This is a genomic window from Leptolyngbya sp. ST-U4 (assembly GCF_039962215.1).
Lineage (GTDB): Bacteria > Cyanobacteriota > Cyanobacteriia > Elainellales > Elainellaceae > Leptolyngbya_A.
Genome location: NZ_JAMPKZ010000006.1, coordinates 119207 through 143842 on the forward strand (window position 1 = coordinate 119207; position 24636 = coordinate 143842).

Sequence of the window (24636 nt, forward strand, 5' to 3'; positions counted from 1 at the left end):
CGTGACTGCTTGCGAATATTTGAAAAGTAACAAAAGGCTTGTCCTGTGTCCCCCCGATTTCCCTTGCTGTCCCGCAATTCTGGAGAACTTTCAAACCTACAGCTTCTTTACCTCATCTCTCTATCTCTCTATCTCCCTATCTCCCTATCTCCTCCCCTTCCCATCTATCCATCTACCCGCACGATCGCTGCCACAGGTCCACCTCCCGGCAATCCCTGATGCTCACTGCCCCCTGATACATACACCATCGGGTCTTGCACCACAGAAGCCACAACGGCTCCCACGACTGCACGCGCCATCCGGGTATGGTTAATATCGGAGTCATCGAGCATCGTGTGTCTGCGTCCCAAAATTGCGCCAGCGGGATCGGCTTCAGCTTTCGCAAAGATATTCACAATTCGATCGATCGGCTGTCCAGTTTGCTCGATCGCCCGCCGTACCGCATCCTGATCGAGCGCGTGAGCCATGACGCTGTGCCCAATTACAAACTCGCTGGCAGAATGGCTGGCATTGCCCATCACAATAATCTCGCAGTTTTGCAGCTCCACCCCCGCAGAAGTCGAAGCGATCGAGGAGTAAAGGCTGTAATTTGAACAAATGTCTGCATCGCTTAACTGAGCCAGATCGACTTCTCCCAGAGCAACCGCCACGCCCAGCGCAGAAGCTCCCCGCGAATATGCCATCGACTGATAGCTGCTGCCCGCCTGCCCGGACTGTTCTCGCTGAGCGGCAGTGACCAAGGGACATTTGATCTGAACAAAATGCACGTCGGCTTTGTTTAATCCTGCGGAATCGATCGCTTGCTGCACCGCATCGGCAACTTCCTTCACCATTGCCACGGTTCCCACTTCCTGCGGCAAAAAGTCTCGCGTTCGGCTCACCCCCAGCACTAGACCCCAGCGGTGCGGCATATCTGGCTCAACCTGCTCCTGAGTAAAAATTGTCAGATGTGGACTCAGCACGCCTTCTGTGCCGCCCGACATCACATAAATAATTTCCTCGGCTGTCTTCTCAGCCATTTTCCCTTCGCCATCGCCAATCTGCTGGCTCAAAAATGTCTTCAGCGTTTGAACCGCGAAACCCCGTGTAAAATCATTAACACAGCCGTTGCCTTCGGTTTTTCCCATAATGGCAACGATCGTCGCCGGATTAACCTCGTCTTCAATTAACTTTTGTAACCCGGCCAAATCATCAGGGCTACTTTGCGGAATTTTGTAAACTCCTACTTTCATGGGTATTTTCATGGGGGTTCGCCTCACACTGATCGCCTTATATCTCACCCTCAACATCATCTCAGCAATTCCGCCGATTTTCGCCTCTGCGCTCTCCTGCCCGAAATGCCGTCTATCCTTTCTGTAGCTACCTTTCAGTGTTCTTCCTTCGTTAAACGCTTTACCCTCTTTGGAGACTGCTATGGTTCAGTTCCGGATTCAACCCGATAGCGAAATCCCGGCATCGACCCAGCTCTATAACCAAATCCGCTTTGCGATCGCCTCACGGCAGTTTCCGCCCGGTCATCGGCTGCCCAGTACCCGCCAGCTTGCCATGCAAACTGGACTGCACCGAAACACGATCAGCAAAGTCTATCGCCAACTTGAGGATGACGGCATTGTTGATGCGCGAGCCGGAGCCGGAATCTATGTACGGGCGCAGGGTGACGAAGGCGGCAACATGGCAAAAGGACGATCGCCCCTGGTCGAGCAATACCCGCAGGCATATAAGCTAGTGCAGCGCAGCCTCGACGATTTGCTGAATCACGGCTGCTCCCTGACTCAGGCAAGAGAACTCTTCCTTGCTGAAATTGACTGGCGACTCCGATGCAGTGCGCGAGTCCTGGTCACGGCTCCCCAGCAGGATATCGGCGCAGGCGAACTGATGGCACACGAACTAGAGCACGCTCTCCAGATTCCGGTGCAGCTTGTCCCCCTAGAAGAACTGGCTCAAGTGCTGGATCAGACCCGATCGGGCACGGTTGTTACCAGCCGCTATTTCATTGGAGCCGCTGAGTCGATCGCCTCACCCAAAGCAGTGCGCGTCATTCCCGTAGACATCTACGACTATGGGCACGAAATTCAAAAACTGCTGAAGCTGCCCCAAGATAGCTGCCTGGGCTTGGTCAGTCTCAGTGGCGGCATTCTGCGCGCTGCCGAAGTGATTGTAAACAGCCTGCGAGGGGACGATTTGCTGATTATGACCACCCAGCCCAACGATACCTATAAGCTGAATGCGATCGTCCACAGTGCCCAAACGATTTTTAGCTTTGATCAGGCAAGCGGGGTCGCAGTCAAAGCAGCTGTCGCAACCGCCAGAGAAGATTTAATTCGCGCTCCGGTCATTATCTGCTGCGAGAACTATATCGGCGAAAAGTCCATTCATCTCTTGAAGCGCGAACTTGGCTTGGATTAAGCCACGACTTCCGGCTGTAAAAAGGCTTCAACTTCTTTGAGATAAGTTGCTTCGTCTTCTAGCATCGGGAAGTGACCCGTCTCGCGCATCACAATCTGTTTTACGTAAGTTGGGTTGAGGCTGGCAGCAGTCTGCCCCAGTGCGGCGGGAATAATCTGATCATATTCGCCAGAGACCAGCAGCGTCGGAATGTGCAGCTTGCGATACTCCTCTGGCATTTCGATCGAAGCCCGCTCGCTTACAGCCGTATAAATCGTGCCCAACGCTGCTTCCTGCTCTGCCATCAAATAATCTTCCAGAAAGGCGCGGCTTGCCTCACGCGGAATCGATCGCCGCAAAAACCGCTGCATAAATAATCGATCGGCTCCCGGAATCTTGCTCATCCAGGTCGGGCGAAACTTGACCACATAGCCGCCAAACTGGTGAAACGCCTTAAACGATCGCTCATCATACTCAAACACGCCATGACAGGTGAGAATCGTGCGCTCCACCCGCTCTGGATGGCGGTTCATAAACAGCACGGCAACCGATGAGCCAGTCGAGTGAGCATTAAGAAACACTTTGTTCAACTGAAGCCGATCGAGCAATACTGCCAGGTCGTCTGCATAGGTCTCTAGCTCATAGCCGAGCGCCACCACTGCTTCTGCCACCGGACGAGTAAAGCGCGATCGACCAAATCCCCGCAGGTCATAAAGCAGGCAGTCAAAACGGTCAGACATTGACTGCGCCGTCGTTTCCCAGTAGCGTGCCGAGCCACCCCAGCCATGAATAAACACCATCGTCGGTTTATCAGGATTCGGCTTTTGCTCAGAATTTGCGGTGGTGGGGCTGCTAATCCACTCGTAGTAGTGATTGACTCCCCGGATTTCAAGATAGGGCATGGTCAGCAATATCAACGAACGTTTGATTTGTACTTTTTGTATTTAATATCCTAGAGGATGAGCGAACGGCTCCCTCCGAACGATGGAATTTCTTTAGCGATCGATTCCACTCACATTTGAATTGAAATCGAAAAAGGCTGAGTCCAACCAGACCCAACCTTTCTTTGCAGCACAAACCTCAGAGAGAAATCAAAAACGCAATCTCCTTAAGCAGATTCCGGTTTCGGCAGCGACGACGGGTGCACCAGCAGTTCCGCAGTCGATCGCTTCTCAACCATTTCGCGGGTAATAGCGCAGCGCGTCACATCCTTACGGGAAGGTAGCTCGTACATGACGTCAAGCATCAGTTCTTCCACAATGCTTCGCAGTGCCCTTGCTCCGGTCTTACGACGGTAGGCTTCTTTGGCGATCGCACGAACCGCATCCGGCTTGAACTCAAGCTGCACGTTGTCCATCCGCATCAGCTTCTGGTATTGCTTCACCAAAGCATTGCGCGGCTCGGTCAAAATTGCAGTTAGAGCATCTTCGTCCAGCGGCTCGACCACGGCCATGACAGGAACCCGTCCAATAAATTCAGGAATCATTCCAAACTTGACGATATCATCCGGCTCCAGGTGCTTCAGCACATCCGAGGCACGCTTTTCCTTAGATTGACCTTCGCCTGGCTGGATAAAGCCCATCGTTTTCTTACCAATCCGCTGCTCGACTGCCTTATCCAGACCAACAAACGCACCACCGCAGATAAACAGGATATTGCTGGTGTCGATCTGAATGCAGTCCTGATAAGGGTGCTTGCGTCCGCCCTGAGGGGGTACGTTAGCGATCGTTCCTTCCAGCATCTTAAGGAGTGCCTGCTGTACACCTTCGCCGGATACATCGCGGGTAATCGAGGGGTTTTCGCTCTTACGGGCGATTTTGTCAATTTCGTCGATATAGATAATGCCGCGCTGGGCTGCTTCTACGTCCAGATCGGCCACTTGCAGAAGCCGCAGCAGAATGTTCTCAACGTCTTCGCCCACATAGCCTGCCTCGGTCAGCGTCGTGGCGTCAGCGACCGCAAAGGGTACATCCAGCATTTCTGCCAGAGTTTGCGCTAGCAGGGTTTTACCGCAGCCCGTCGGACCAATTAGCAGAATGTTGGATTTTTGGATTTCGATCGCATCATCACCCTTGCTGCCCTTCGACTGAGCATAGGTCAAACGCTTATAGTGGTTATAAACCGCGACCGAGAGAATTTTCTTTGCCTCGTCTTGACCAATTACATGATCGTCCAGGTGATTTCTGATTTCCCTGGGTTTCGGAATCTGGCTCAAGTTAAGGCTAGACGCACGCACCTGTCGCTTTTCGGGCGGACTCTCGCGACGGGCAGAAGGCTGAGGAACTGTCGCACTGGAGTCAAACAACTCCTCATCCAAGATCTCATTGCAGAGGTCTACACATTCGTCACAGATATATACTCCAGGTCCAGCAATCAGCTTACGGACTTGTTCCTGCGACTTACCGCAGAATGAACACTTGAGATGGGAGTCGTACTTTGACATATTTTCCCCTTACTGCACAGCGGCAATCGATTCACCGGGCATCGGCAGATTTTGACGCGCAATCACCTGATCGATCAGACCATAGTTCTTGGCTTCTTCGGCAGACATAAAGAAATCGCGCTCCGTGTCCGCTTCAATTCGTTCGAGCGGCTGTCCAGTATGATAAGCCAACAGCTCGTTGAGCGTACGTTTGTGGTAAAGAATTTCCTTCGCCTGAATCTCGATATCCACCGCCTGACCCTGTGCCCCACCGAGCGGCTGGTGAATCATGATGCGGGAATTGGGCAGTGAAAGCCGTTTCCCGGCTGCGCCCCCGCAAAGCAGAAACGCCCCCATACTGGCAGCTAGACCGTAACAGATAGTCACGACATCAGGACGAACCTGCTGCATTGTGTCATAGATAGCCATCCCCGCCGTTACAGAGCCACCCGGCGAGTTGATATAAAGCTGAATATCGCGCTCCGGGTCTTCCGCATCGAGGAACAGGAGTTGAGCTACGATCGCATCGGCAATCGTATCGTCTACCTGAGTGCCCAGGAAGATAATCCGCTCCCGCAGCAACCGTGAGTAGATGTCAAAGGCTCGCTCACCGCGCCCAGACTGCTCAACCACCATCGGCACAACGCCGCCAGAGATGGATGCGCTCGTTACAGGATGGCTGCCAAGCGATGTAATTTGAGGAGTCCGAATGCTGAGCAGATCGGAGTGAGGAAGTTGAGGTTTAGCCATAGCAGGAATGAAGTGTCGTGAGTTCATTCTGACAAATTCAAGCACAATTGGCACGTGACAGGCTCAACAACTCTTATCAACGGTAGACCAAGACGCTCTCGAAGCAAACCCTGTGAATCTCCCGACAGTTGACTTTTGAGCACTCATCTCACCAATAAATATGGGCAATCCGGCTCCAAGGAAATCGAACTTTGAGCGATGCGAAGCAATTTCCCCTATCAATTTCCCCTAGAAGCAATTTCCTCTATAAGGTAATCGATCGTGATGCTACTGCCATCCTACATTCAATCTAAAGCGATGTTACAAAACAGCCTCAGCGACTGCTTTAACGCAATGCTCTGCTGACGCAATGGATAGCAGGGGTTAGGATTCTCTCAGCTCGGTTCCTCCAGTGGAACGGTAGAAGATTTGCCAACAACGCTGACTCCCCTTCACCCGTTCCGAGAAAACATAGAGGAAAATGAGGACTACCGTTTCAGGGCTTATCGTTTCGCAGGATTACGCTTAAGCATAAGGTAAAACGATCGAGCGCCCATTGCTCCTCAACTATTTCTTTGACTTTCCTGACTGAGATTTTTTAGGCTCTGCGTCAGGAGCAGCGGCGGCTGCACTTTCCGCCGTGGCTTCTGGTGTAGCTTCAACTTCCGGTTCGGCTTCCGGTTCGACGGTTGATGCTTCGACCTCGATCGTTTCTTCTGCTGCCGAGGTTTCCTCAGTAGGGTCTTCCTCGGAAAGCTCAAGATCTTCGTCGTCTTCGTCCTTCTTCAGGGTTCCTTCTGGCACAAGCTCAACTGTATTGTTTTGCTCCAGCCAGTCGATAATCTTGTCCTTCAGCAGGTCTTCTTCCACGACTTCGCGCAGTTTTTGCATATCGACGCCTTCCGTAGATTGACCCTCGATCAACTCAGCGACTTTTGCATCGACTTCTGCTGCCTCGACCTTAATCGAGTGTGCTTTCGCGACTTCTCCCAGCGTCAGGGTTCGCATCAGCCGCTTGATTGCCTCTGGACGCGCCTGCTGCCGCAGCATATCAACGATTTCAGGGGTGAACATTTTTTTCACGTCCATTCCCTGCTGGCTCATTTGCATTGCCGTCTGGGTAATCGAGTGGTCAACTTCCCGCTTGACCAGGGTTTCAGGCAGCTCTACTTCGATATGGTTCACCAGCTCGTTCAGCAGTGCTTCCTGTTTGTTGTCCTTAGTTTTGCGATCGGCTTCTTCCTGAAAACGCTTTTCGAGCGATTGGCGCAGCTCTTCTAGCGTTTCAAACTCGCTCACTTCCTGGGCAAAGTCATCGTCCAGTTCCGGCAGTTCCCGCCCCTTCAGCTCTTTCATCGTCACGGTAAAGACGGCTGGCTTGCCTGCCAGATCTGCCTGCGGGTAGCCTTCGGGGAACTGTGCCTGGACTTCCTTAGTTTCACCAGGCTTCATGCCGATCATGCCGTCGATAAAGCCTTCGATAAATCTGCCTTCTAATAGCTCGATCTCAAAGTCTTCTGCGCTGCCGCCGGGAATTTCGGGCGGTTCTTCGCCTTCGGGCGCGTCTGCAGCGGTGAGGCGTCCTTTGAAGTCAACGGTAGCAAGGTCGCCTTCTTCTGCCGGACGGTCTTCGACGGGAACCAGGGTCGCCGACCGCTTGCGGTAGTCCTCTAGCGTGCTTTCGATTCGCGTTGGGTCATACTTCACTTCTTCTGCCTGCACCGTCAGCCCGGTGTATTCCTTCAGCGCCACCGTGGGCGGCACATCTACCGCAGCGGAGAAACTAAGGGCAGCCCCGGGCTGATACTGAGCCACCAAATCCTCAAACGACGATTTCAGCTCAAAATTACCGAGCGCGTCAATCTTCTCCTGCTCTAGAGCCTGCTTCAGGCTGTTTTGCACCAGATCCTCAACAACGGCGGCTTTAATGCGCTCCGAGCCAAATCGCTGAATTAAAACCTGGCGCGGCACTTTGCCCTTGCGGAACCCAGGAATATTGACAGAGCGGGTGAACTCCTGCAATGTTTTGTCATATGCCTGTTGTGACATCTCAGGGGTCACTTCGATCTGCAAACCTATCTGACTCGCGGGCAGTTTTTCCTGGGTTACTTTCATCGTTTTCTCGTCACATCGTCACTTCTAGACGGCTGAGCTTTGATTTTGCGCTGCCGCAATTAGCTATGGTAACTGATTCTGGCCTATCCTGATGCTGAATCACGAGCGAGGTTGTGAGAATCTGCCCATATGCCGATTTATTGAGCAGATGAGAATTTAGCAAGGAATTATTAGGTATCAGAGCGAAGCTGTGCAGCAAAAGTCAGCTATTATCGGTGTTAAAGATTAAAAAGTTTAAGATGAGCTAAGACGGGCAAGTTAAACTTATTATTAATTTAAACTTCTCTTTATCTCACTTCACCGATCGTCTCTTTAACTTCTAAAAGCAGCCCTAATTCTTTAGTCTACTAAGATTGAAAATCAGCTTAAAAAACAAAATTTGATTCTTTATACGGAGGAGATTAATTTGCTCAAGACATATCGCGTTGCTATTTTGGGCGCAACCGGAGCCGTTGGAGTCGAACTACTAGAGTTGTTAGAGCAGCGGCACTTTCCGATCGCAGACCTCAAGCTGCTTGCTTCTCCGCGATCGGCAGGGCAGCAGGTAAAGTTCAACGGCGAGACTTTAACTGTGCAGCCCGTAGATGATCGATCGTTTGACGGGGTTGATTTGGTGCTGGCATCGGCGGGTGGCTCTGTCTCGAAAGCCTTTGCGTCTAAAGCCGTTGCCGCTGGCGCAGTAATGATCGACAATTCCAGCGCGTTTCGCATGAATCCCGACGTGCCGTTGGTCGTCCCCGAAGTTAACCCGGAGGCAGCCGCCCAGCATCAAGGCATTATTGCTAACCCAAACTGCACGACAATTCTAATGTCCGTTGCCGTGTATCCACTGCATCAGGTGCAGCCCATTCAGCGCATTGTTGCTGCCACTTATCAGTCTGCCAGTGGAGCCGGAGCGAGAGCAATGGAAGAAGTCAAGGTGCAGTCCCGCGCCATTCTTGCCGGAGAAACACCCCAGGCTGAGATTTTTCCCTACCCGCTTGCCTTTAATCTTTTTCCGCATAACTCTCCGCTAAGCGAATCGGGCTACTGCGAGGAAGAGCTCAAGATGGTGAACGAGACGCGCAAAATTTTTGGTGCGCCCGATCTGCGGATCACAGCGACCTGTGTACGGGTTCCCGTACTCCGCGCCCACTCGGAAGCGATTAACCTGGAGTTTGCTTCGCCGTTTAGCGTAGTTCAGGCACGCGAAATCTTAGCTCAGGCTCTGGGAGTCCAGCTCGTTGAAAACTGGCAAACCAACTACTTCCCGATGCCGATCGAAGCCAGCGGCAAAGACAATGTTTTAGTTGGGCGCATCCGCCAAGATCTCTCAAACCCGAATGGTCTAGAGCTGTGGCTCAGCGGTGATCAAATTCGCAAGGGAGCCGCCCTGAATGCGGTTCAAATTGCCGAGTTGCTGGCAGCACAAAACTTAATTCGTCCTGCTGAGCCAGTGGCGACAGTGCGCTAGACGGTGCGCTAGGTAGATTGACTGCCGCTTGTGTAGGATGTGTTAGCACAGGGTGAGGTATTGCCCCCAGAAATTAAATTGAGGGGTTACGGCGATCATTCTGTAGCGAGACTTGCAAAGCAACCGCCCAAACCATTCTGCCTAACCCATTACAAAGCAGAGCATGGCACTTTAGGAACAGGATTGCAGTCTTTTGAGCATTGAGCGCGATCGAGGGTCGATCGAATTCCTGCCCAATGACCCGAAGGGGAAACTGCTTCGCCAGGTCTAGCCAATCGCTCAACCCATGCCGATTAACTTGCTGAATTGTTTATCGCTTAATATTTATCGCTCAATGAGGAGTGCGTCGCGTGTGACCGAGTTTGGACGAGTTTTAACCGCAATGATTACGCCATTTCAGGAAGATGGCAGTGTCAACTACGCGGTCGCTGAAGAGCTGGCTGCTTACCTGGTTGCTCATGGAACAGATACACTGGTAGTCTGCGGTACAACGGGCGAATCTCCGACGCTGACCTGGAGCGAAGAACACGATTTATTTCAGGCAGTGCAGAATGCAACATCAGGCAAAGCCAAAATTATTGCAGGCACAGGGTCAAATTCCACCCATGAAGCTGTTACAGCCACCCAAAAAGCTTCTAAAATAGGAATAGACGGGACGCTTCAGGTCGTTCCCTACTACAACAAACCTCCGCAGGCAGGGCTGTATCAGCATTTCAAATCGATCGCTGAAGCAAGTCCCGAACTGCCTATGATCCTTTACAACATTCCTGGACGGACTGGTCAGAACCTCTTGCCTGAAACGGTTGCCCGTCTGGCTGAGATTCCAAACATTGTCGCCATTAAAGAGGCAAGCGGGAATCTCGACCAGGTTAGTCAGGTTCGCCGTCTTACGTCCCCTGATTTCTTGATTTACTCTGGAGATGATTCGCTGACGATGCCGATTCTTGCTGTAGGCGGCTATGGTGTTGTCAGTGTTGCAAGCCATTTAGTCGGTTCGCAGATTCAGCAGATGATTCAAGCGTTTGAGCAGGGAAAGGTTCAAGTGGCAGCTCAGATGCACCTCCAGCTATTTCCCCTGTTTAAGGCACTCTTCACGGTGACAAATCCCATTCCTGTGAAGGCGGCACTTCGACTTCAGGGATGGCAGGTTGGCTCAACACGCCTGCCTCTCGCTGAAGACTCTACCAACTTTGAGATGCTGCTTAAGACCGCAATGACCGATCTGGGCTTACTGGAGGCAGCATAACTGGAAACCTTTGCAGGTCGGCTGCCTATAAAGTTTCAGACAATTAAATACCAATGAATTCCGATAAAGCGAACCCTAATCAAGACTGACGCGAAGCAAGTTGATGCAACATCACTCAAGCCTTTTCTGTACGTTTTGGGGCTGATTGCTTTATTTCCTGCCTTTGGCGATCGTCCTTGTCCGCAATACCTGGCTCCTGTTGACGTTATTGCTCAGGCTTTCCTTCTTTCCATTTCCAGTCGTTTACCAACACCTAGTAAAGTTAGTTACAACCACACATGAGTCAAAACGGTTCTGCAAGTGCGCTTAAAGTCATTCCGCTCGGAGGACTGCACGAAATTGGTAAGAATACCTGCGTCTTTGAATACAACGATGAGATTGTGCTGCTGGATGCAGGCTTGGCGTTCCCCACTGATGGAATGCATGGCGTTAACGTGGTGCTGCCTGACACGAGGTATTTACGCGAAAATCGCCACAAAATTAAGGGCATGATTGTCACCCATGGTCACGAAGACCATATTGGCGGTATCCCCTTTCACCTAAAACAGTTCGACGTACCTGTGATTTATGGTCCTCGTCTCGCAATGTCACTGCTGCAAGACAAGCTGGAAGAGGCAGGCGTTGCAGAGCGAACCGAGCTGCGAACGGTGCAACCGCGGGAAATCGTGCGAATTGGCACTTACTTCCTGGTGGAATACATCCGCAACACTCACTCGATCGCCGACAGCTTTAGCGTGGCAATCCACACGCCTGTTGGAGTTGTGATCCATACTGGCGACTTTAAGTTTGACCATACACCTGTAGACGGCGAGAAGTTTGACCTTCAGCGATTGGCAGAACACGGTGAAAAGGGCGTTCTCTGTTTGATCAGTGATTCCACGAACTCAGAAGTTCCGGGCTTCACGCCGTCAGAGCGTTCCGTGTTTCCCAACCTCGATCGCACGTTCAGTCAGGCTCAGGGACGCTTGATTGTCACCACTTTTGCTTCATCGGTGCACCGGGTCAACATGATTCTGGAATTGGCGAAGAAGCACAAGCGAGCCGTGGCAGTGATCGGGCGATCGATGCTGAATGTGATCGCTCACGCCCGCAACCTGGGCTACATCAAGTGCGAAGACGATTTATTTGTGCCGCTCAATATGGTCAACAAGATGCCAGATGAGAAGGTGCTGATTCTCACGACCGGGTCGCAGGGTGAGCCGATGGCTGCTTTAACCCGCATTGCCAATCAATCGCACCGTCAGGTGAAGATTCGCGAGGGCGATACCGTTATCTTTTCAGCAAACCCGATTCCGGGGAATACGATCGCTGTGGTTGGCACGATCGACAAACTGATGATGCAGGGCGCGAAGGTCGTTTATGGACGCGATAAAGGGATCCACGTTTCCGGTCACGGTGCCCAGGAAGACCAGAAGCTGATGCTAGCTCTTACCCGTCCTAAGTTTTTCCTGCCCGTTCACGGCGAACACCGAATGCTGGTCAAACACTCCGAAACGGCTCAGAGCATGGGCGTTCCGGCTGAGAATATGGTGATTATTGATAACGGTGATGTGGTCGAACTAACCCAGGACAGCATCTGCATCAGCGACAAAGTTCCTTCAGGAATTGAACTGGTGGATTCTGCCCATGCGGGTGTGGTGCATCAGCAGGTGCTGAAAGAACGGCAGCAGCTTGCCGAAGAAGGCATTGTCACGATCGCCGCTGCTTTGGGCTGGAAAGGTGAACTGATCGCGAAGCCCGAAATTCACCTGCGCGGTGTGGCAACGGCGATCGAAGCCGCTAAGCTAGAGCAGTCGATCATGCAAACGATCGAAACTGTGGTGGATAGCCGCTGGTCAGACTATAGCCGCACGATCGGCAGCCTGATCGAAGTGGACTGGGATCGGGTGCGAGTTGATCTCGAAACGGAACTCCGGCGAATGCTGCGACGTGAGCTTCAGAATAATCCAACGCTGCTGTTCCTGCTGCAAAAGCCAACCGAGCAGCCTGTCAGTACCGCCCGTAGACAGCGATCGACTGCAAAAGTTGCGTCTTAATGTCCGTCGTTTGCTGCATCTGGCGACTGAATCTTGAATTGAATCGGAGCAATTGAACTAAAGCGATCGTCCTTTTTCTGGGGCGATCGTTTTTTTTGATTCTTTTATAGAACTGCTTTAATCCCCGCTAATCCCTGCTGATCTCCGCTAATCCCCGAGTGCTTCATGCTTTGCATTCAATCCAGCCGGCAGCATAGACCGTAAATCTACGCATACTATCCACCCCTACCCTAAAAGTTAAGTGGTATTACGGCGATCGATTAAAGGGAGTTTTGGCAAAATTGCCCTAGATTCAATTAAGTTCCTTTGCAGATGAGTTGCTTGCAAATTTTGCGATCGTTTCCGATTTGAGCCGGTTTGCTTTTGTAGATCCGGTCATACAGATTTAAAGACAAGGTTCAACCTCAGACAAACTGCACCTCACTTCATCGCAGCACCAATCTAGAGTTACCTTTCGCCACGCTATCCCCCAAAGCCCGCTTCTCTAAAATCACTTCACCAGAAGGAGAACATCATGAACGCATCTCATTCGACTTATCACCAACCCGTTGACCTGCTGCTGCCCCTGCGTCACTGGCTTGACAATATCGAACTGCAAAACCCGAAGCTGGCGCACCAAATCTGCCGCCTGATTCCGGCGCAGTGCCCCTTTGAGCGTGATGTTCAGTTCTGTGGACGGACGTTGTTTCACGTTCCACCCATGTGCAAGCTGAACCCTCTATACGAGCAGGTTGTGGGCTTGCGCTTCCGGGCGTTGTGCTACTTGGCAGACGTTTGCGGCGAAGATATCAGCCGCTATTGCTAGCAGCCATCATTGCTAGCAGGCATTCATTCAAAAGCGCGAATTGATTCAATTGCCCAGCGGGAAAAACTGCTTCGCATCACTCACTTTAGTTGTGCGAAACCCAGAAACAAAATTTGGTAGCCCTGTCAGATTAGTTTGAGAAGCGATCGGATCAAGAAACGCTCGAACAAGACCGAGGCACGATCGTCGAAACGCCTAAGAGAACAATAAACGGGCAAATCTTGAACAGTTTATTAGCGAATTTCTCAATATTTTCTGGCACGGTTGACGGAACGCGAAAATGAACGGCTGAATTCACAGCGCAACCTATCAGCTTACCCAAATACCAATGACAGCAGCGTTAATGCCCCTGCTAATACCATCAATCCCGCAGGCATAAACTTTCGAGTTTTAAAGAGGCGCACAGCGAACACGATCACGAGAACGATCGCCACGATCGTCGCAATAGGCAATCCCCAATTCAATCCCTGCTGCTGAGCCACTCCGCTCACAATCAGCAAAATACCGCTAATTATCCCAGAAACCAGGGAAGTAGTGCTGCCTGCTTTGGTATATCCTAAAACGCCGCCGACCAGAGCTAAAACGCCATAAACATAGGTTGCCAAAATATCTAAACTCACAGCTTCTTCCCAAAAATAAAGTTGTTAATGACTGCAAATTATGCCAGTAAACGCAAAGGTTTTTTGCAGTTTGACAGGGATTAAAATCTTTCTTTACGCAGATTGACTCGGCGTTTTTATCTCAATTCACCGCCGCGATTCCGCGCATTATCGCATTGAAGAAAGCGGCAATTATTGATAGATTGACCGCATGACGGATTTAGATGCGGTTTTGGACACAGCTCAGCCTACCTTTTTGCAACAGCAAGCCGCCGCGCTGCTGCTTTATCAATCAGTGCTGGAAACAGAGGCGGGCACTGCGTTTTTGAAGCTGCTCCAGACGCTCACATCGCCCCAGCTCAATGCAGTTCAAGTTCTGCAAGCTTACGGTCACTGGTTCAAAACGCTGGCAAATCTGAACCAGAGCTGGCAATTTTACCTGGTGGATCAAATTCTCAAGGCTGAGAATCCCTTTACGCAGCAGGCTCAGAAAATTGCCCTGATTGAAATGCCGCCCCCTCTTGTTGAAGCTGCCCGGCAGGATCTGCGACTGCTATGGGAACTTTATCGCTGTGGCGGCGAAGAGGTCGCTGAGTGGGTGCAAAAGGCGGCCGAACTGACCAATGCGCCAGTTGTTCCTCAGTTTCCGGTAAAGGGCGTTGCCTCAGGAGCGGGTGAAAGACAGGACGATCGAACTCCAGATCTAATAACAAAATTTGCACAGACAGGCGATTGGGCAGACCTGATCGAGCCGCTTGCTGCCTATTATCAGCAGTGCGGAACGGGGATTTTTGCGGCTTACCGGGCGTTTCGCTGGCAGGATGGGCAGATTTGCGGCATTGCTTATCCGGATACGATTCGTTTGTATGAGTTGGTGGGATACGAAGCCCAGAAAGAAGCTCTGCTAAAAAACACGCAGGCGTTGCTGAAGGGCTACCCGGCACTGCACGTTTTACTTTATGGCAGTCGTGGGTCAGGCAAATCTTCTCTAGTGAAGTCACTGCTACACCAGTACGGACAGCAGGGCTTGCGGCTCATTGAAGTGCCGAAGGCTGATTTGCGAGAGCTGCCGGCAATCGTCGATCGATTACGACAGACATCACTCAAGTTCATTATCTTTGTGGATGATTTGTCGTTTGAGGAGGATGACGACGCTTACAAAGCTTTGAAAGTTGTGCTGGAGGGCAATCTCACTGCAAAACCGCAAAACGTTGTTGTCTATGCTACGTCTAATCGACGACACCTGATTCGCGAATTTTTTGCCGATCGCCCCCGTCCCAGCGATGCCGACGAAGTTCACGCCTGGGATACGGTGCAGGAAAAGCTTTCCTTTAGCGATCGGTTTGGTTTAACCCTCACCTTTAACCCAGCCGATCAGGAAACCTATCTAGAAATTGTGCGGCATTTGGCGCAGGGAATGGCGATCGAGTCGCAGGACTTGCAGTATCGCGCTTTGCAGTGGGCAACTCGTCACAATGGGCGATCGGGCAGAAGCGCACGACAGTTTGTGGACTTTCTGAAGGCAGAGCTAGCAGCAGAGCATTAACTTTAATCGTTTGAAAAGTTCTAATAATGACCCTAACCGCCCCCTAACTCACGCCATTAGGGAGGGAACTGAGCTGATTACGTCACGCTCAAAGTTCCCCCTCGCTCTTTTAGAGCGGCAAGTCAAAAGTTGGGGAATTTAGGGGGCAATGTAGGCTGATATGTAGGCGATTGACGATTTGTTAAACAACCTCTAAAGCGCAACTTTTGAGCTGGGAAGCGTTGAGCTGGGATAAAGTGCGCTCAGTTCCGGCTGCTGCCAAACTTGCCCATCGAGTGCCATTTCTTCAATCAGGCTGGCAAGACGGAGTGCCTTGAGCGCCTGTTCGCCGCCAACCGAGGGCTGATTGCCGCCGCGTACACAATTGACAAAATGCTCTAGCTCGGCATGAAGCGGCTCAATATTGCTGGTTTGCACTTTTTCGATCAAGCCATCCTGTCGGTAAAGCACCTGTCCGTAGTCGGTCAGGCAGTTAGCAGTCGTTTTACGGTGAATCAGAATCTCATTGTTGAGGAAGTCTGCTTCGGTCAGGGAATTGCGGCAGTGGGCGGAAATGCGGCGAATTTTGCGGTGGGTAACTTTGCTAGCAGTGAGGGTGGCAACGATACCGTTTGCAAATCCCAAAATTGCCGTTACATAGTCTAGATAGTTTGAATCTGGGGCACGGTTGCCGCTGGCGGTGAGCTTGACGACAGGCGCACCAACTAACTCCAGCAATAAATCAATGTCGTGAATCATCAAGTCCAGCACGACGGATACATCATTGGCGCGATCGGAGTAGGGGCTCATGCGGTGCGCTTCAAGAGCAAGCAGCTCCTCGGTTTTAAGAACTTTGTTGAGTTCCTGAAAAGCTGGGTTAAACCGCTCAATATGCCCTACCTGGAGAATGCAGCGAGATTCAGCGGCAGCGTTGACCAGTGCCTCGGCTTCGGCAATACTGGCGGCGATCGGCTTTTCAATTAGCACATGAACGCCTGCCTGAAGGCAAGTAGTTCCCACCGCATAGTGCGCTCTCGTGGGTACAGCAATACAAACCGCATCCACATGCTGAATCAGGTCGTGATAGTCCTCAAAGAAATGCGCTCGATATTTACTTGCCGTATCGATGCCGCGCTCTACGTTCAGATCCGACACGCCAACCAGCTCTACATCCTTTAGTAGGCTCAACACGCGAGTATGGTGCTGCCCCATGTTGCCCACCCCAATCACCCCAACGCGAATCGGCACGGAGTAGTTGTGCTGCCTGGAGAGATGAGTCTGCCCGATCGATGATTTTTCCTGCACGCCTGCTGTCTCCTACACCACAGAAGAAACGAATGTTACACTAGCTGACTGGAACGCCCCTAGGCAGGCGATGGGTCGCAGTTCCCCTAGCGGGGTAATCGAGCAATCAAGGACCCGCTTCACGATCGCCACCAGGCTGGGAATAGGGAGCAAAAGTAAAAACCTGGGAAGACTGCGCTCCCGCATTTCCGTTTCCTTGTTGGTATAGCGATCACGATACATAAAGAATTTTAAAGGTTTGTTGAGCTCAATCATATCGTTGCCCCGATTAATTTTCTGGATTTCACGGACGACCGATGCGTTTGCTTGTGTCAGTTTTTGCCCTGTCTATTGGCTTAGGTGACTTTCGCCTAATCATCCTGACCGCGATGCTAAAGCTTTTGAGCCGTCCAGCTTGAGGAAATCAATCCCGCCAGGGCGGCTCCGGCGGCTTCTGCCAAAGTGCTAATTAGGCGATATAGCGCAACACTTCCCAGGACAGCGGCGATCGAAAAATGGTTCGACAAGAGGGCAACTGCTGTTGCTTCAAACACGCCAATTCCTCCCGGTGCGCCTGGAACGACCAGTCCCAGCAGCCAGGCAATGGTGAACCCACTCAGGGCAGGCAGGAGATCGAAAATTTGAAGCGGTTGGAGTGCCTGAAGGATAAACAGAAAGCCGACACCACGCAGCAGCACAAACAGCAGTTCGCCGAGCAGCGGAATCACGGGATAGCGATACAGAACAGTTTCTCTGGGGCGATCGGTCGCAGTTTCTGCCCTGAAAGAATCGAGTTGAGCCGGAGCCATGTCCTCTACGGCAGCTGATCCATGTTCAAGCTCTGAATTGCGACCCTGACGAGACTTGCCCTTCAGCTGACGAACGACGTGAAGCAGCCGATTGAGAATGTAGGGATGCACGATCGCCAGCACAAACACCAGACCCAAAATTTGCAATAGCGCATGGGTTCTCAGGCCGGTCAGCAGGGCAAGACCAAGGGCAGAAGCGGCCATTAGCAGCGGTTCCAGCAAAACGCTCAGAGTTGCAGTCGGGGTCGGAATGCCTGCGGCTCGGGCAGCCGTGACTCTGCCGTAGAGGTGCCAGACATTGCCGGGAAGGTATTTTGCAATATTGGTTTTCAGGTAAGCCTGCATTGCCCAGATTCCTGAGGTTTGCTGTCCCAACTCCCGAAGGATGAGATTCCAGACGTAGCCCGTCCAGCAATGTGCCAGCAGCGTCACCCCAAATCCCAGCAGCAGGTTGAGCGGCGCAGCTTCCCTAAGTTGAAGCGCGACAACACCCTCCCAGTGCTGCCTCAGCGTACTGGCAAGGAAAAACAAGGTCGTTCCCAGGATCAGCCAACGCAGATAGGGCTTAAGCCGAGAGATTATAGATTTGCCGATCGGGAGCTTTGTCATGCAGGCTTTTTAGACGCAAACCAGTGGACGGGCTTTTTATGCCTCGCGTTCCACAAAAATAACGTTTTCTGTTACTTTCTCAAAGGTGTCGTCGTGGCTGATCACAAAGAGCTGACGAAAGGATTTAATTCCAGCGATCGCTTCTGCCAGGCTTTCCCGGCGCGGCTTGTCCATATTGGTCGTTGGCTCATCGAAGAATGCCACGTCAATGTCTGCCAACACCCGCAGTAATGCTAGCCGAACTGCCAGTGCTGCACACATTTGCTCCCCACCGGACAAATTCACAAATCGGCGCGTATGCGCTCCTTCCTGCACAATGATTTCGTATTCGTTTGTCCACTCCAGGGCGACATTTTGACGATTCAGCAGTTCTCGGAAGAGACGATCGGCTTCCTTTGAAATGGATTGCACATATCGTTCGGTAATGCGAGGAGCGGCTTGCTTGTAAATCTTGCGGGCAGTGGTGATAAATTTCAGCACCTTCTGTTTTTCCTTCAGGGCAAGCTGTGCCCGATCGCGCTGCTCGGCGATGGCTTTGAGGTTGCTGAGCTGGTGTTCTAGCTCTGCTAGAAGTTTGCGCTGCTGCGGCAATGCCCCAGAGATCCGATCTGCCTGACTGCGAAGGGTGGTGTACTGCATCTCGATCTGCTGTCCCTGCTGGGGGTCGTAGTGCTGCAATAGCCGATCGTATTCCGCCTGCACCCTCGATCGCGACGATTCAAGCTGCTGCAGGTGAGCGATCGTTTGAATCAGCTCAGATTGAAGCTGGGGCAGCCGCTCTGCCGTTTGCTGCTGCTGGAGTACGGTGAGATAGCCGTTCTGGTGATTGCGCTGAAGAGATTTTTGCTGCTCGATCTGGTCTTCGATCGCGGCAAAGGGAGCAAGCTGGCGATCGAGTTCTTGAATTTGCTGCTGAATTTGCTGGTACTCGTGGTAGAGCTTGACGTATTGCGTTTTAAACTCCTCCTGCTTTTCAATCTGCTGCTGAAGAAGCTGGGCGCGTTCTCTCGGACTGTTGAGGCTCTTAAGCAGATCAGACAATTGTTCGCGCTGTTTGAGGCGATCGGGTTCAGTCTCAATCTCGTCTTTAAGCTGGTCAAGACGGCTGTGAAGCTGCGATAGCTCTTGCTGAATCTGGCTTTGCTGCTCTTGTTTGGCTTCCAGAGCAGCGACTTCTGCCTGAAACTGATAGAAGCCTTGCAGTTGAGTTTTGATTTGCTGAAGCTGCTGCTGAAGTTTGGACACAGACACCTGCTCGGACAAATCCGCCAAAATTCGCCAGAGGGCTTGCAACAGGTCAGTATTGAGATCTACCCCTGCCTGGACTGCCTCTAATGCCGATTTAACCGATACCGTCGCCAGCAAAGGCACACTGCGCTGCACTTCCCGCAAAATTCGAATGGCTTCGTCGGACTGAAGCTGATGCCGATCGCGCTTGGCTTCTCCTTCGCTAACGAGCTGCCGAAGTTCTGCTTCAAACTGTTTCGCGGCTTCGACGCGGCTGAGCTGTTCCTGCAATCGATCGCGCTTTTGCTCCAGGTCAGGAATATGCTTAATTTGAGCAGCGACCGTTTGGATGCGATCGATCTCCTGCTGTAGTCGAACGGCTTCCCCCTGGAGCTTCTGGAGCTGTTTGGTGCCGTTTTTATGCTCGGTTTTGTTGATTTGCAGGTGATTGAGCTGATTGGTAAGGGCGATTTGTGCCTGCTCTAGCTGGGCTTGCTGAGCGATCGCGGGCTGAAGCTGCTGGATTTCTGTCTCGGCTTTTTCCAGGCTTTCGAGCTGGATTTGCAGGCGCGTTAGCTCTTTGTGGCGATCGAGCAGTGCCTGTTGCTGCTGTTCTTTCTGACGAAGCAGGATTTGCTTTTGCTTGAGATGCTGGTCGAGCTGCTTCAGGGTTTGGTCTGCTTTAAGATACGCATCATGACTGGCGCGATTGGCGGTACAAAGTTCGACTGCCTGTTCTGCCTGCTGCACTGCCTGCCGGAGAAGCCCGATCGCCTGCTGCTTACTATCAAGCTGCGTGGTCAACTGCTGCACCTGCTGGGCGGTCTGCTGTACCTGCTCTGCCTGCGCCGCGAACTGCTCCTTCACTGCCTGAAGCTTGGCGAGGTCGCCTTCGAGCTGTTGCAGGGCTGCTTCTGATTGGACGATTTCGGTAATGACGGTTTGCTGGCGATCGGTCAGACTGTCCCACTCGGCTAAATCTGTTTCGTGGCGAACAATCTCATCCGCCAGCTTTGCGACCTGATCTTCGGCATATTTCTCAAGCTGGCGCGAGTCTTTTTGCACCTGCTGGTATTCTTCAACTTTTAGAATGCTGTCAAAAACAGCCTTGCGATCTTTGGGCGGCTGAAGAAAGTCTACGGTAAAGGTTCCTTGTGGAACGCCGATCGTATTCGCAAAAAGTCGCGCCAGATCGGTTCCCGGAGCAACCCCCAACTGCTGTCGAATCCAGGGGAGAATTTCGGCTTCGATACTTCTATAGTCGAGCTTGACATCAAGCTGCGGATCGTAAACCGTATAGCCTTTCGTCGTGCATCGCTGAATCTCGTAAGTGCGCCCATCTCGATCGGATACAAACATGACGATCGCCTGAGCACTCCCCGCCCCGTTGCGAATCAAATCCTCCACCTTATACGCGCCGCGATGGTTAAACATGACCCAGGCGATCGCTTCCAGAATGCTCGTCTTGCCTGCTCCGTTTTCTCCACAGATGGCGTTAGTTCCCGGCTGAAAGCTGAAATGACGATCGCGGTGCGTCTTGAAGTTTTTGAGGGTGACGGAGAGGATTTGCATCAGACGGCTGGGGATGAGGGTGAATAGGCGAATGAGGAGATGAAGGGGTGGGTGGATGGAGAGCAGAACAATTGAACCAATCTCTACCGCTAGTGTACTCCGTTTCACTAGAAGCAGGATGCTCGATGATTTGGAACTTGAAGGGCAGATTAGCGTCAAAAAGTGGGACGAATCAGGCTGATTCGGCATTCTCTGGGGCGTTTCTCAGAAGGAGGTATTCTGTAGAGAGCCAGAGTAGAGTATTATCTTGCTTTGAACCTTATTGTTAATAAGTAGATACATTTATACGGCGGTTATTGGTTGGTTGGGATAGGTTTGCAGGCTGCCCTTAAGTCCGTGCGGTTAAAACGCTCAGAAATAACGGATCGAAATAGCTGGTGTTAAGGGGTGAGGAGGCTCGGTGTGAACGGTCGGATCGCAAAAAACTGGAATCGAGTTCGGACGCTCGGCTATCACCGGGACTGGGAGAATTACCGGGATTTGCTGATCGTCCTGGTGCAGAAAGAACTGAAAGTGCGCTACAGCAATAAGGCACTGGGCTATGTCTGGTCGATCGCCAATCCGCTTGCCTCTGCGCTGGTTTACTTTGTTGCCTTTCAAATCTTGATGCGGATCAATATTCCGGGCTATCCGGTAATTTTGCTGTCGGGCATATTTCCCTGGCAGTGGTTTAGCAACGTGGTGGTCTCCTCGCCCAATGTGTTTGTGGGTAACTCAAGTATTATTAAAAAGGTTAATTTCCCCCGCAATATTATTTTGCTTTGCACCGCTTTGAATCACATGATTCACTTCGTCGTTTCGATTCCGGTGCTGACAATTTTTTTGATTGCCTTTAACCATATTCCGACTTTCACCTGGGTCTGGGGTATTCCGGTGCTGCTGGTGATTCACTTTTTAATGGTTTATGGAATTGGGCTGGCACTTGCCTCGATCAACCTATTCTTCCGGGATTTAGAACGGCTGACGGGCATTATTATGAACTTCACCTTTTTCCTGACTCCGATTCTTTATCCGCTGGAACAGATTCCGCCTCACATTCGCAAATTCATCTGGCTCAATCCGGCGGCTCCGCTCATTGCAAGCTGGCGAGAGCTGTTTCTCTACGGCAAATTGGAGCCGATGTACCTGCTGTATAGCCTGCTGTATGCGATCGCCTTTTTCGCGATCGGTCAGATGATCTATCGCAAGCTTTCCTGGAAATTTGCAGAACTGATATGAGAGAGCCAGTCATCACTTTCTATAACGTCAGCAAGTCTTACCCGCTCTATCGGCATATTCGGGGCATCAAAAACTTTGTCTTCAATATGCCCAAGCATCTGAAAACGATGCAGCAGGAGCAGTATGAGGCACTGCGAGATATTACGTTTGAGGTGTACGAAGGCGAAAAGTTCGGCGTTATCGGCAACAACGGAGCCGGAAAAAGTACCACGCTGGGACTGATTGCAGGCGTACTGAAGCCAAACCGGGGACGAGTCATTGTGCGGCGGCGCGTGTCTCCCCTGCTGGCTCTGGGGGCAGGCTTTCACCCGGAACTCAGTGGGCGAGACAATATTATGCTGAACGGTGTGCTGATGGGCTTGACCCGCCGCGAAATCCGGGAAAAAGAAGAGGAAATTATTGATTTTTCGGAGCTGGGCGAGTTTATCAACCATCCAATTCGGATGTATTCAACGGGAATGGTGGCGCGATTAGGATTCTCAGTCGTTGCCCATCTCGACCCGGAAATTTTGCTGATTGATGAAGTGCTGGGCGTGGGTGACATTCGCTTCCAGAAGAAATGCCTGGATAAAATGAAGACCTTCCAGGATAGCGGCGTAACGATGGTGCTGGTCACTCACTCCGTTGCCAGCGTGATGAATCTGTGCGATCGCGTCATGTGGATCGACAACCACGAAATCAAAATGATTGGTGATCCGACCGAGGTAGTGACCTACTACTCAGAGGCAGCGGGTGTGCCGATCGACTTGAGCGCAGTCAACAAAGCAAAGCTATAGAAAATAGGCTTGCAAAACGCAAAGTTACAGACAGTGCAACGCTAGAGGCAGTATCGACGGTCATGAGAAACTTTCCGGCACAGTACACCCTGAACGATGAGGATGTGTTGTATTTTTCACACATTCCCAAAACCGCAGGCATGACCTTTCGGACGATCGTGGAAGATCAGTTTGACGATCGCGAAATCTGTCCGGCAACACTCAATGCTCAGGTTGCCAAAATTCCCAAAGACCAGTTAAAAGACTATCGCTTGTTTCGCGGACATTTGGGATTTATCAACATCCCAGAACTGCTGCCCGGAAAGGAAGTGGTAAATGTAACGATTCTGCGTGAGCCGATCGCCCGCGTCATTTCCCACTACGAATACATCCGCCGCATGCCCGGAGATCCGCACTATAGAGCGGTGAAAGACATGACCCTGGCAGAGTTTGCCCAAAAGCTCACTGCCGGAAAGGTCGGAAAAAACATCCAGACTTACCATGTTGCAAAGGCGATGCGGTTCAAACTGGATGACCTGACCCCGGAAGAAACGCTGGCTCTGGCAAAAGAAAGCCTCGATAATTTTGCCTTTGTCGGCTTGGTCGAACGGTTCCAGGACTCGCTGTTTCTGCTGTCCTACATTCTGGGCTGGAAGCCGATCCTGAATAGCCGCAAGGAAAACGCCGCTAAGAAAAAGAAATCCTTTGACGAGATTCCGGCTGAGACCCTAGAGATTATCCGCGAAAATTCGCTGCTCGATCTGGAACTCTACCACTACGCGCAGGAAATCTTCGAGACGCGCTTTAACGAGATGGTGCAGCAGCTGATCTCCCAGTTCGGCACGGCGGCAGACCAAGCGGAAACTATCTCATCCGATCGCCTCAAAGAATTGCTAGAACTCCACTACGAGCAACGCTATCGCGATCTAGACCGCACTCCATCTTCTACCCTGCTTTACGATTTTGGTCAGGCGTTGCGCGGCATGGGCTGGCAGCGTCGAGAATGTCCGCCTTCTGGACCGCCTGCCTATCGTTGGACTGGACCTGGCACCGTTTCGACGCTTGATCTGCCCCAGATTGCTCCTCCAAATGGCAATTGCTTGCTGGAGTTTCGTGTGATTGCGACTCAGGCGACTGCGCCCGATATTCTCGATAGCCTTTCTGTTTTGGTCAATCAGAATCCAGTGCGACTCAACACACTGCATAGCGATCGCGGTGTGAAACTGCTCCAGGCGGTCGTTGCCCCAGAAATGCTGAAATCTGAGCGACCCTTTACCGAAGTAAAATTTGAGGTCGATCGCGTCACGTCCCTGAATGCGGTGAATCCGCTTGATCCCGATACGCGCCAGGTGGGAGTGGCATTGAACTATGTGCAGCTTTTCCCGCAGGAAACCGAACGACAGCACAGTGCTGCTGCTCAGCTTTTTGAGGATGAAGCCTGGAAAAACACGATCGATTTCCTGAGTCAGCATCTCCAGCCCCAGGAAGTCGTAATTGCGCCCCTGGCATTCCGGGTCATGGTGAATAATTCGGTGCTGGACTACGATGCATTTCTGGAGGGCAAGCAGGCGCAGTGGCTCGTGCTGCACAAAGGTATGGCGGCGCAAATTAGCACAATTTTGATGAAGCTGCTTGGTCGCGGTTTGTCTCCTGTGTTTGCCAACGAAGTGTTTGTCCTGTATTCCAACCGTCAGGGCATCGCTACAGCAAACTATGCTTCAAAGCACGTTCGTCCCGTGTACATCGATCGCGTCAAGAAGAACGTCGAGCACAAGCTGAAAACGCTGTATCGCCAGTACGCAGGTAAGAAGCAGTTGATTCGCAGTTCCCCCAAAGGGTAATCATCC

Annotated in this window: 19 protein-coding genes and 1 pseudogene; 9 read left to right on the forward strand and 11 right to left on the reverse strand. The window is 51.7% G+C overall.

All coding sequences use genetic code 11. The features are described from left to right. Positions 1–164: 164 nt before the first annotated feature. Positions 165–1244, reverse strand: a complete 1080-nt coding sequence (locus NDA02_RS12165; protein WP_242067474.1) for a ring-opening amidohydrolase — start codon at positions 1242–1244, stop codon at positions 165–167. Between the two features lie 169 nt (positions 1245–1413). Here NDA02_RS12165 and NDA02_RS12170 point away from each other — a divergent pair, with 169 nt between their 5' ends. Next, positions 1414–2406, forward strand: a complete 993-nt coding sequence (locus NDA02_RS12170) for a GntR family transcriptional regulator (protein ID WP_190793332.1) — start codon at positions 1414–1416, stop codon at positions 2404–2406. Here NDA02_RS12170 and NDA02_RS12175 read toward each other — a convergent pair. The 4 genes from NDA02_RS12175 to tig form a co-directional block, all read right to left on the reverse strand. Next, positions 2403–3287 carry an alpha/beta hydrolase gene (locus tag NDA02_RS12175; RefSeq protein ID WP_190793331.1) on the reverse strand — a complete coding sequence of 295 codons (885 nt, stop codon included), beginning with the start codon at positions 3285–3287 and terminating at the stop codon, positions 2403–2405. The two genes, NDA02_RS12170 and NDA02_RS12175, sit on opposite strands and share 4 nt — an antisense overlap. A gap of 206 nt (positions 3288–3493) precedes the next feature. Next, positions 3494–4828 carry an ATP-dependent protease ATP-binding subunit ClpX gene (gene clpX, locus NDA02_RS12180; RefSeq protein WP_190793330.1) on the reverse strand — a complete coding sequence of 445 codons (1335 nt, stop codon included), beginning with the start codon at positions 4826–4828 and terminating at the stop codon, positions 3494–3496. Positions 4829–4837: 9 nt separating this feature from the next. Further along, a complete protein-coding gene (gene clpP / locus NDA02_RS12185) occupies positions 4838–5557 on the reverse strand; it encodes an ATP-dependent Clp endopeptidase proteolytic subunit ClpP (RefSeq protein WP_199296706.1) in 720 nt (239 codons plus the stop codon). A 546-nt stretch (positions 5558–6103) separates the two neighbouring features. After that, positions 6104–7651 carry a trigger factor gene (tig, locus tag NDA02_RS12190; RefSeq protein WP_190793329.1) on the reverse strand — a complete coding sequence of 516 codons (1548 nt, stop codon included), beginning with the start codon at positions 7649–7651 and terminating at the stop codon, positions 6104–6106. Positions 7652–8057: 406 nt separating this feature from the next. Between tig and NDA02_RS12195 the strand changes: the two genes are divergently transcribed. After that, entirely contained in the window at positions 8058–9104 is a 1047-nt protein-coding gene (locus NDA02_RS12195; protein ID WP_190793328.1) for an aspartate-semialdehyde dehydrogenase, read from the forward strand. 73 nt (positions 9105–9177) lie between these two features. Here the strand turns inward: NDA02_RS12195 and NDA02_RS12200 are convergent, their stop codons facing one another. Next, positions 9178–9387: a hypothetical protein gene (locus NDA02_RS12200; protein ID WP_190793327.1), complete on the reverse strand. Its 210-nt coding sequence runs from the start codon at positions 9385–9387 to the stop codon at positions 9178–9180. A gap of 69 nt (positions 9388–9456) precedes the next feature. Between NDA02_RS12200 and dapA the strand changes: the two genes are divergently transcribed. The 3 genes and pseudogenes from dapA to NDA02_RS12215 form a co-directional block, all read left to right on the forward strand. Then, positions 9457–10350 (forward strand): 4-hydroxy-tetrahydrodipicolinate synthase, encoded by an 894-nt coding sequence (gene dapA / locus NDA02_RS12205; RefSeq protein ID WP_190793326.1) that lies wholly within the window; start codon positions 9457–9459, stop codon positions 10348–10350. Between the two features lie 278 nt (positions 10351–10628). Then, positions 10629–12386 (forward strand): ribonuclease J, encoded by a 1758-nt coding sequence (locus NDA02_RS12210; RefSeq protein WP_190793325.1) that lies wholly within the window; start codon positions 10629–10631, stop codon positions 12384–12386. Positions 12387–12936: 550 nt separating this feature from the next. Next, positions 12937–13191, forward strand: a pseudogene (locus tag NDA02_RS12215) (Mo-dependent nitrogenase C-terminal domain-containing protein); the annotation flags it as partial. Positions 13192–13505: 314 nt separating this feature from the next. Here NDA02_RS12215 and NDA02_RS12220 read toward each other — a convergent pair. Then, complete coding sequence (locus NDA02_RS12220) at positions 13506–13811, reverse strand: TMEM14 family protein (protein WP_190793323.1); 306 nt, start codon at positions 13809–13811, stop codon at positions 13506–13508. 190 nt (positions 13812–14001) lie between these two features. Between NDA02_RS12220 and NDA02_RS12225 the strand changes: the two genes are divergently transcribed. Then, a complete protein-coding gene (locus NDA02_RS12225; protein ID WP_190793049.1) occupies positions 14002–15336 on the forward strand; it encodes an ATP-binding protein in 1335 nt (444 codons plus the stop codon). 192 nt (positions 15337–15528) lie between these two features. On the opposite strand, the gene NDA02_RS12230 is transcribed toward NDA02_RS12225, so the two are convergent. The 4 genes from NDA02_RS12230 to NDA02_RS12245 form a co-directional block, all read right to left on the reverse strand. After that, positions 15529–16620: a Gfo/Idh/MocA family oxidoreductase gene (locus tag NDA02_RS12230; RefSeq protein WP_190793047.1), complete on the reverse strand. Its 1092-nt coding sequence runs from the start codon at positions 16618–16620 to the stop codon at positions 15529–15531. 12 nt (positions 16621–16632) lie between these two features. Beyond that, positions 16633–16875, reverse strand: coding sequence for a hypothetical protein (locus NDA02_RS12235; RefSeq protein WP_348255033.1), 243 nt, complete (start codon positions 16873–16875; stop codon positions 16633–16635). Between the two features lie 116 nt (positions 16876–16991). Beyond that, positions 16992–18017 carry a lysylphosphatidylglycerol synthase domain-containing protein gene (locus NDA02_RS12240; RefSeq protein ID WP_190793046.1) on the reverse strand — a complete coding sequence of 342 codons (1026 nt, stop codon included), beginning with the start codon at positions 18015–18017 and terminating at the stop codon, positions 16992–16994. A gap of 36 nt (positions 18018–18053) precedes the next feature. Continuing rightward, positions 18054–20816 carry an SMC family ATPase gene (locus NDA02_RS12245; protein ID WP_242067444.1) on the reverse strand — a complete coding sequence of 921 codons (2763 nt, stop codon included), beginning with the start codon at positions 20814–20816 and terminating at the stop codon, positions 18054–18056. Between the two features lie 402 nt (positions 20817–21218). Here NDA02_RS12245 and NDA02_RS12250 point away from each other — a divergent pair, with 402 nt between their 5' ends. The 3 genes from NDA02_RS12250 to NDA02_RS12260 all read left to right on the forward strand — a co-directional run bounded on the left by NDA02_RS12250 (position 21219) and on the right by NDA02_RS12260 (position 24630). Continuing rightward, positions 21219–22034 (forward strand): ABC transporter permease, encoded by an 816-nt coding sequence (locus NDA02_RS12250; protein WP_190793044.1) that lies wholly within the window; start codon positions 21219–21221, stop codon positions 22032–22034. Then, positions 22031–22810, forward strand: a complete 780-nt coding sequence (locus tag NDA02_RS12255) for an ABC transporter ATP-binding protein (protein WP_190793043.1) — start codon at positions 22031–22033, stop codon at positions 22808–22810. The genes NDA02_RS12250 and NDA02_RS12255 overlap by 4 nt, the downstream gene beginning before the upstream one ends. 62 nt (positions 22811–22872) lie before the next feature. Further along, the gene (locus tag NDA02_RS12260) at positions 22873–24630 is read left to right on the forward strand and encodes a sulfotransferase family 2 domain-containing protein (protein WP_190793042.1); all 1758 of its coding nucleotides are present in this window, start codon (positions 22873–22875) and stop codon (positions 24628–24630) included. The last annotated feature ends 6 nt before the right edge of the window (positions 24631–24636 follow it).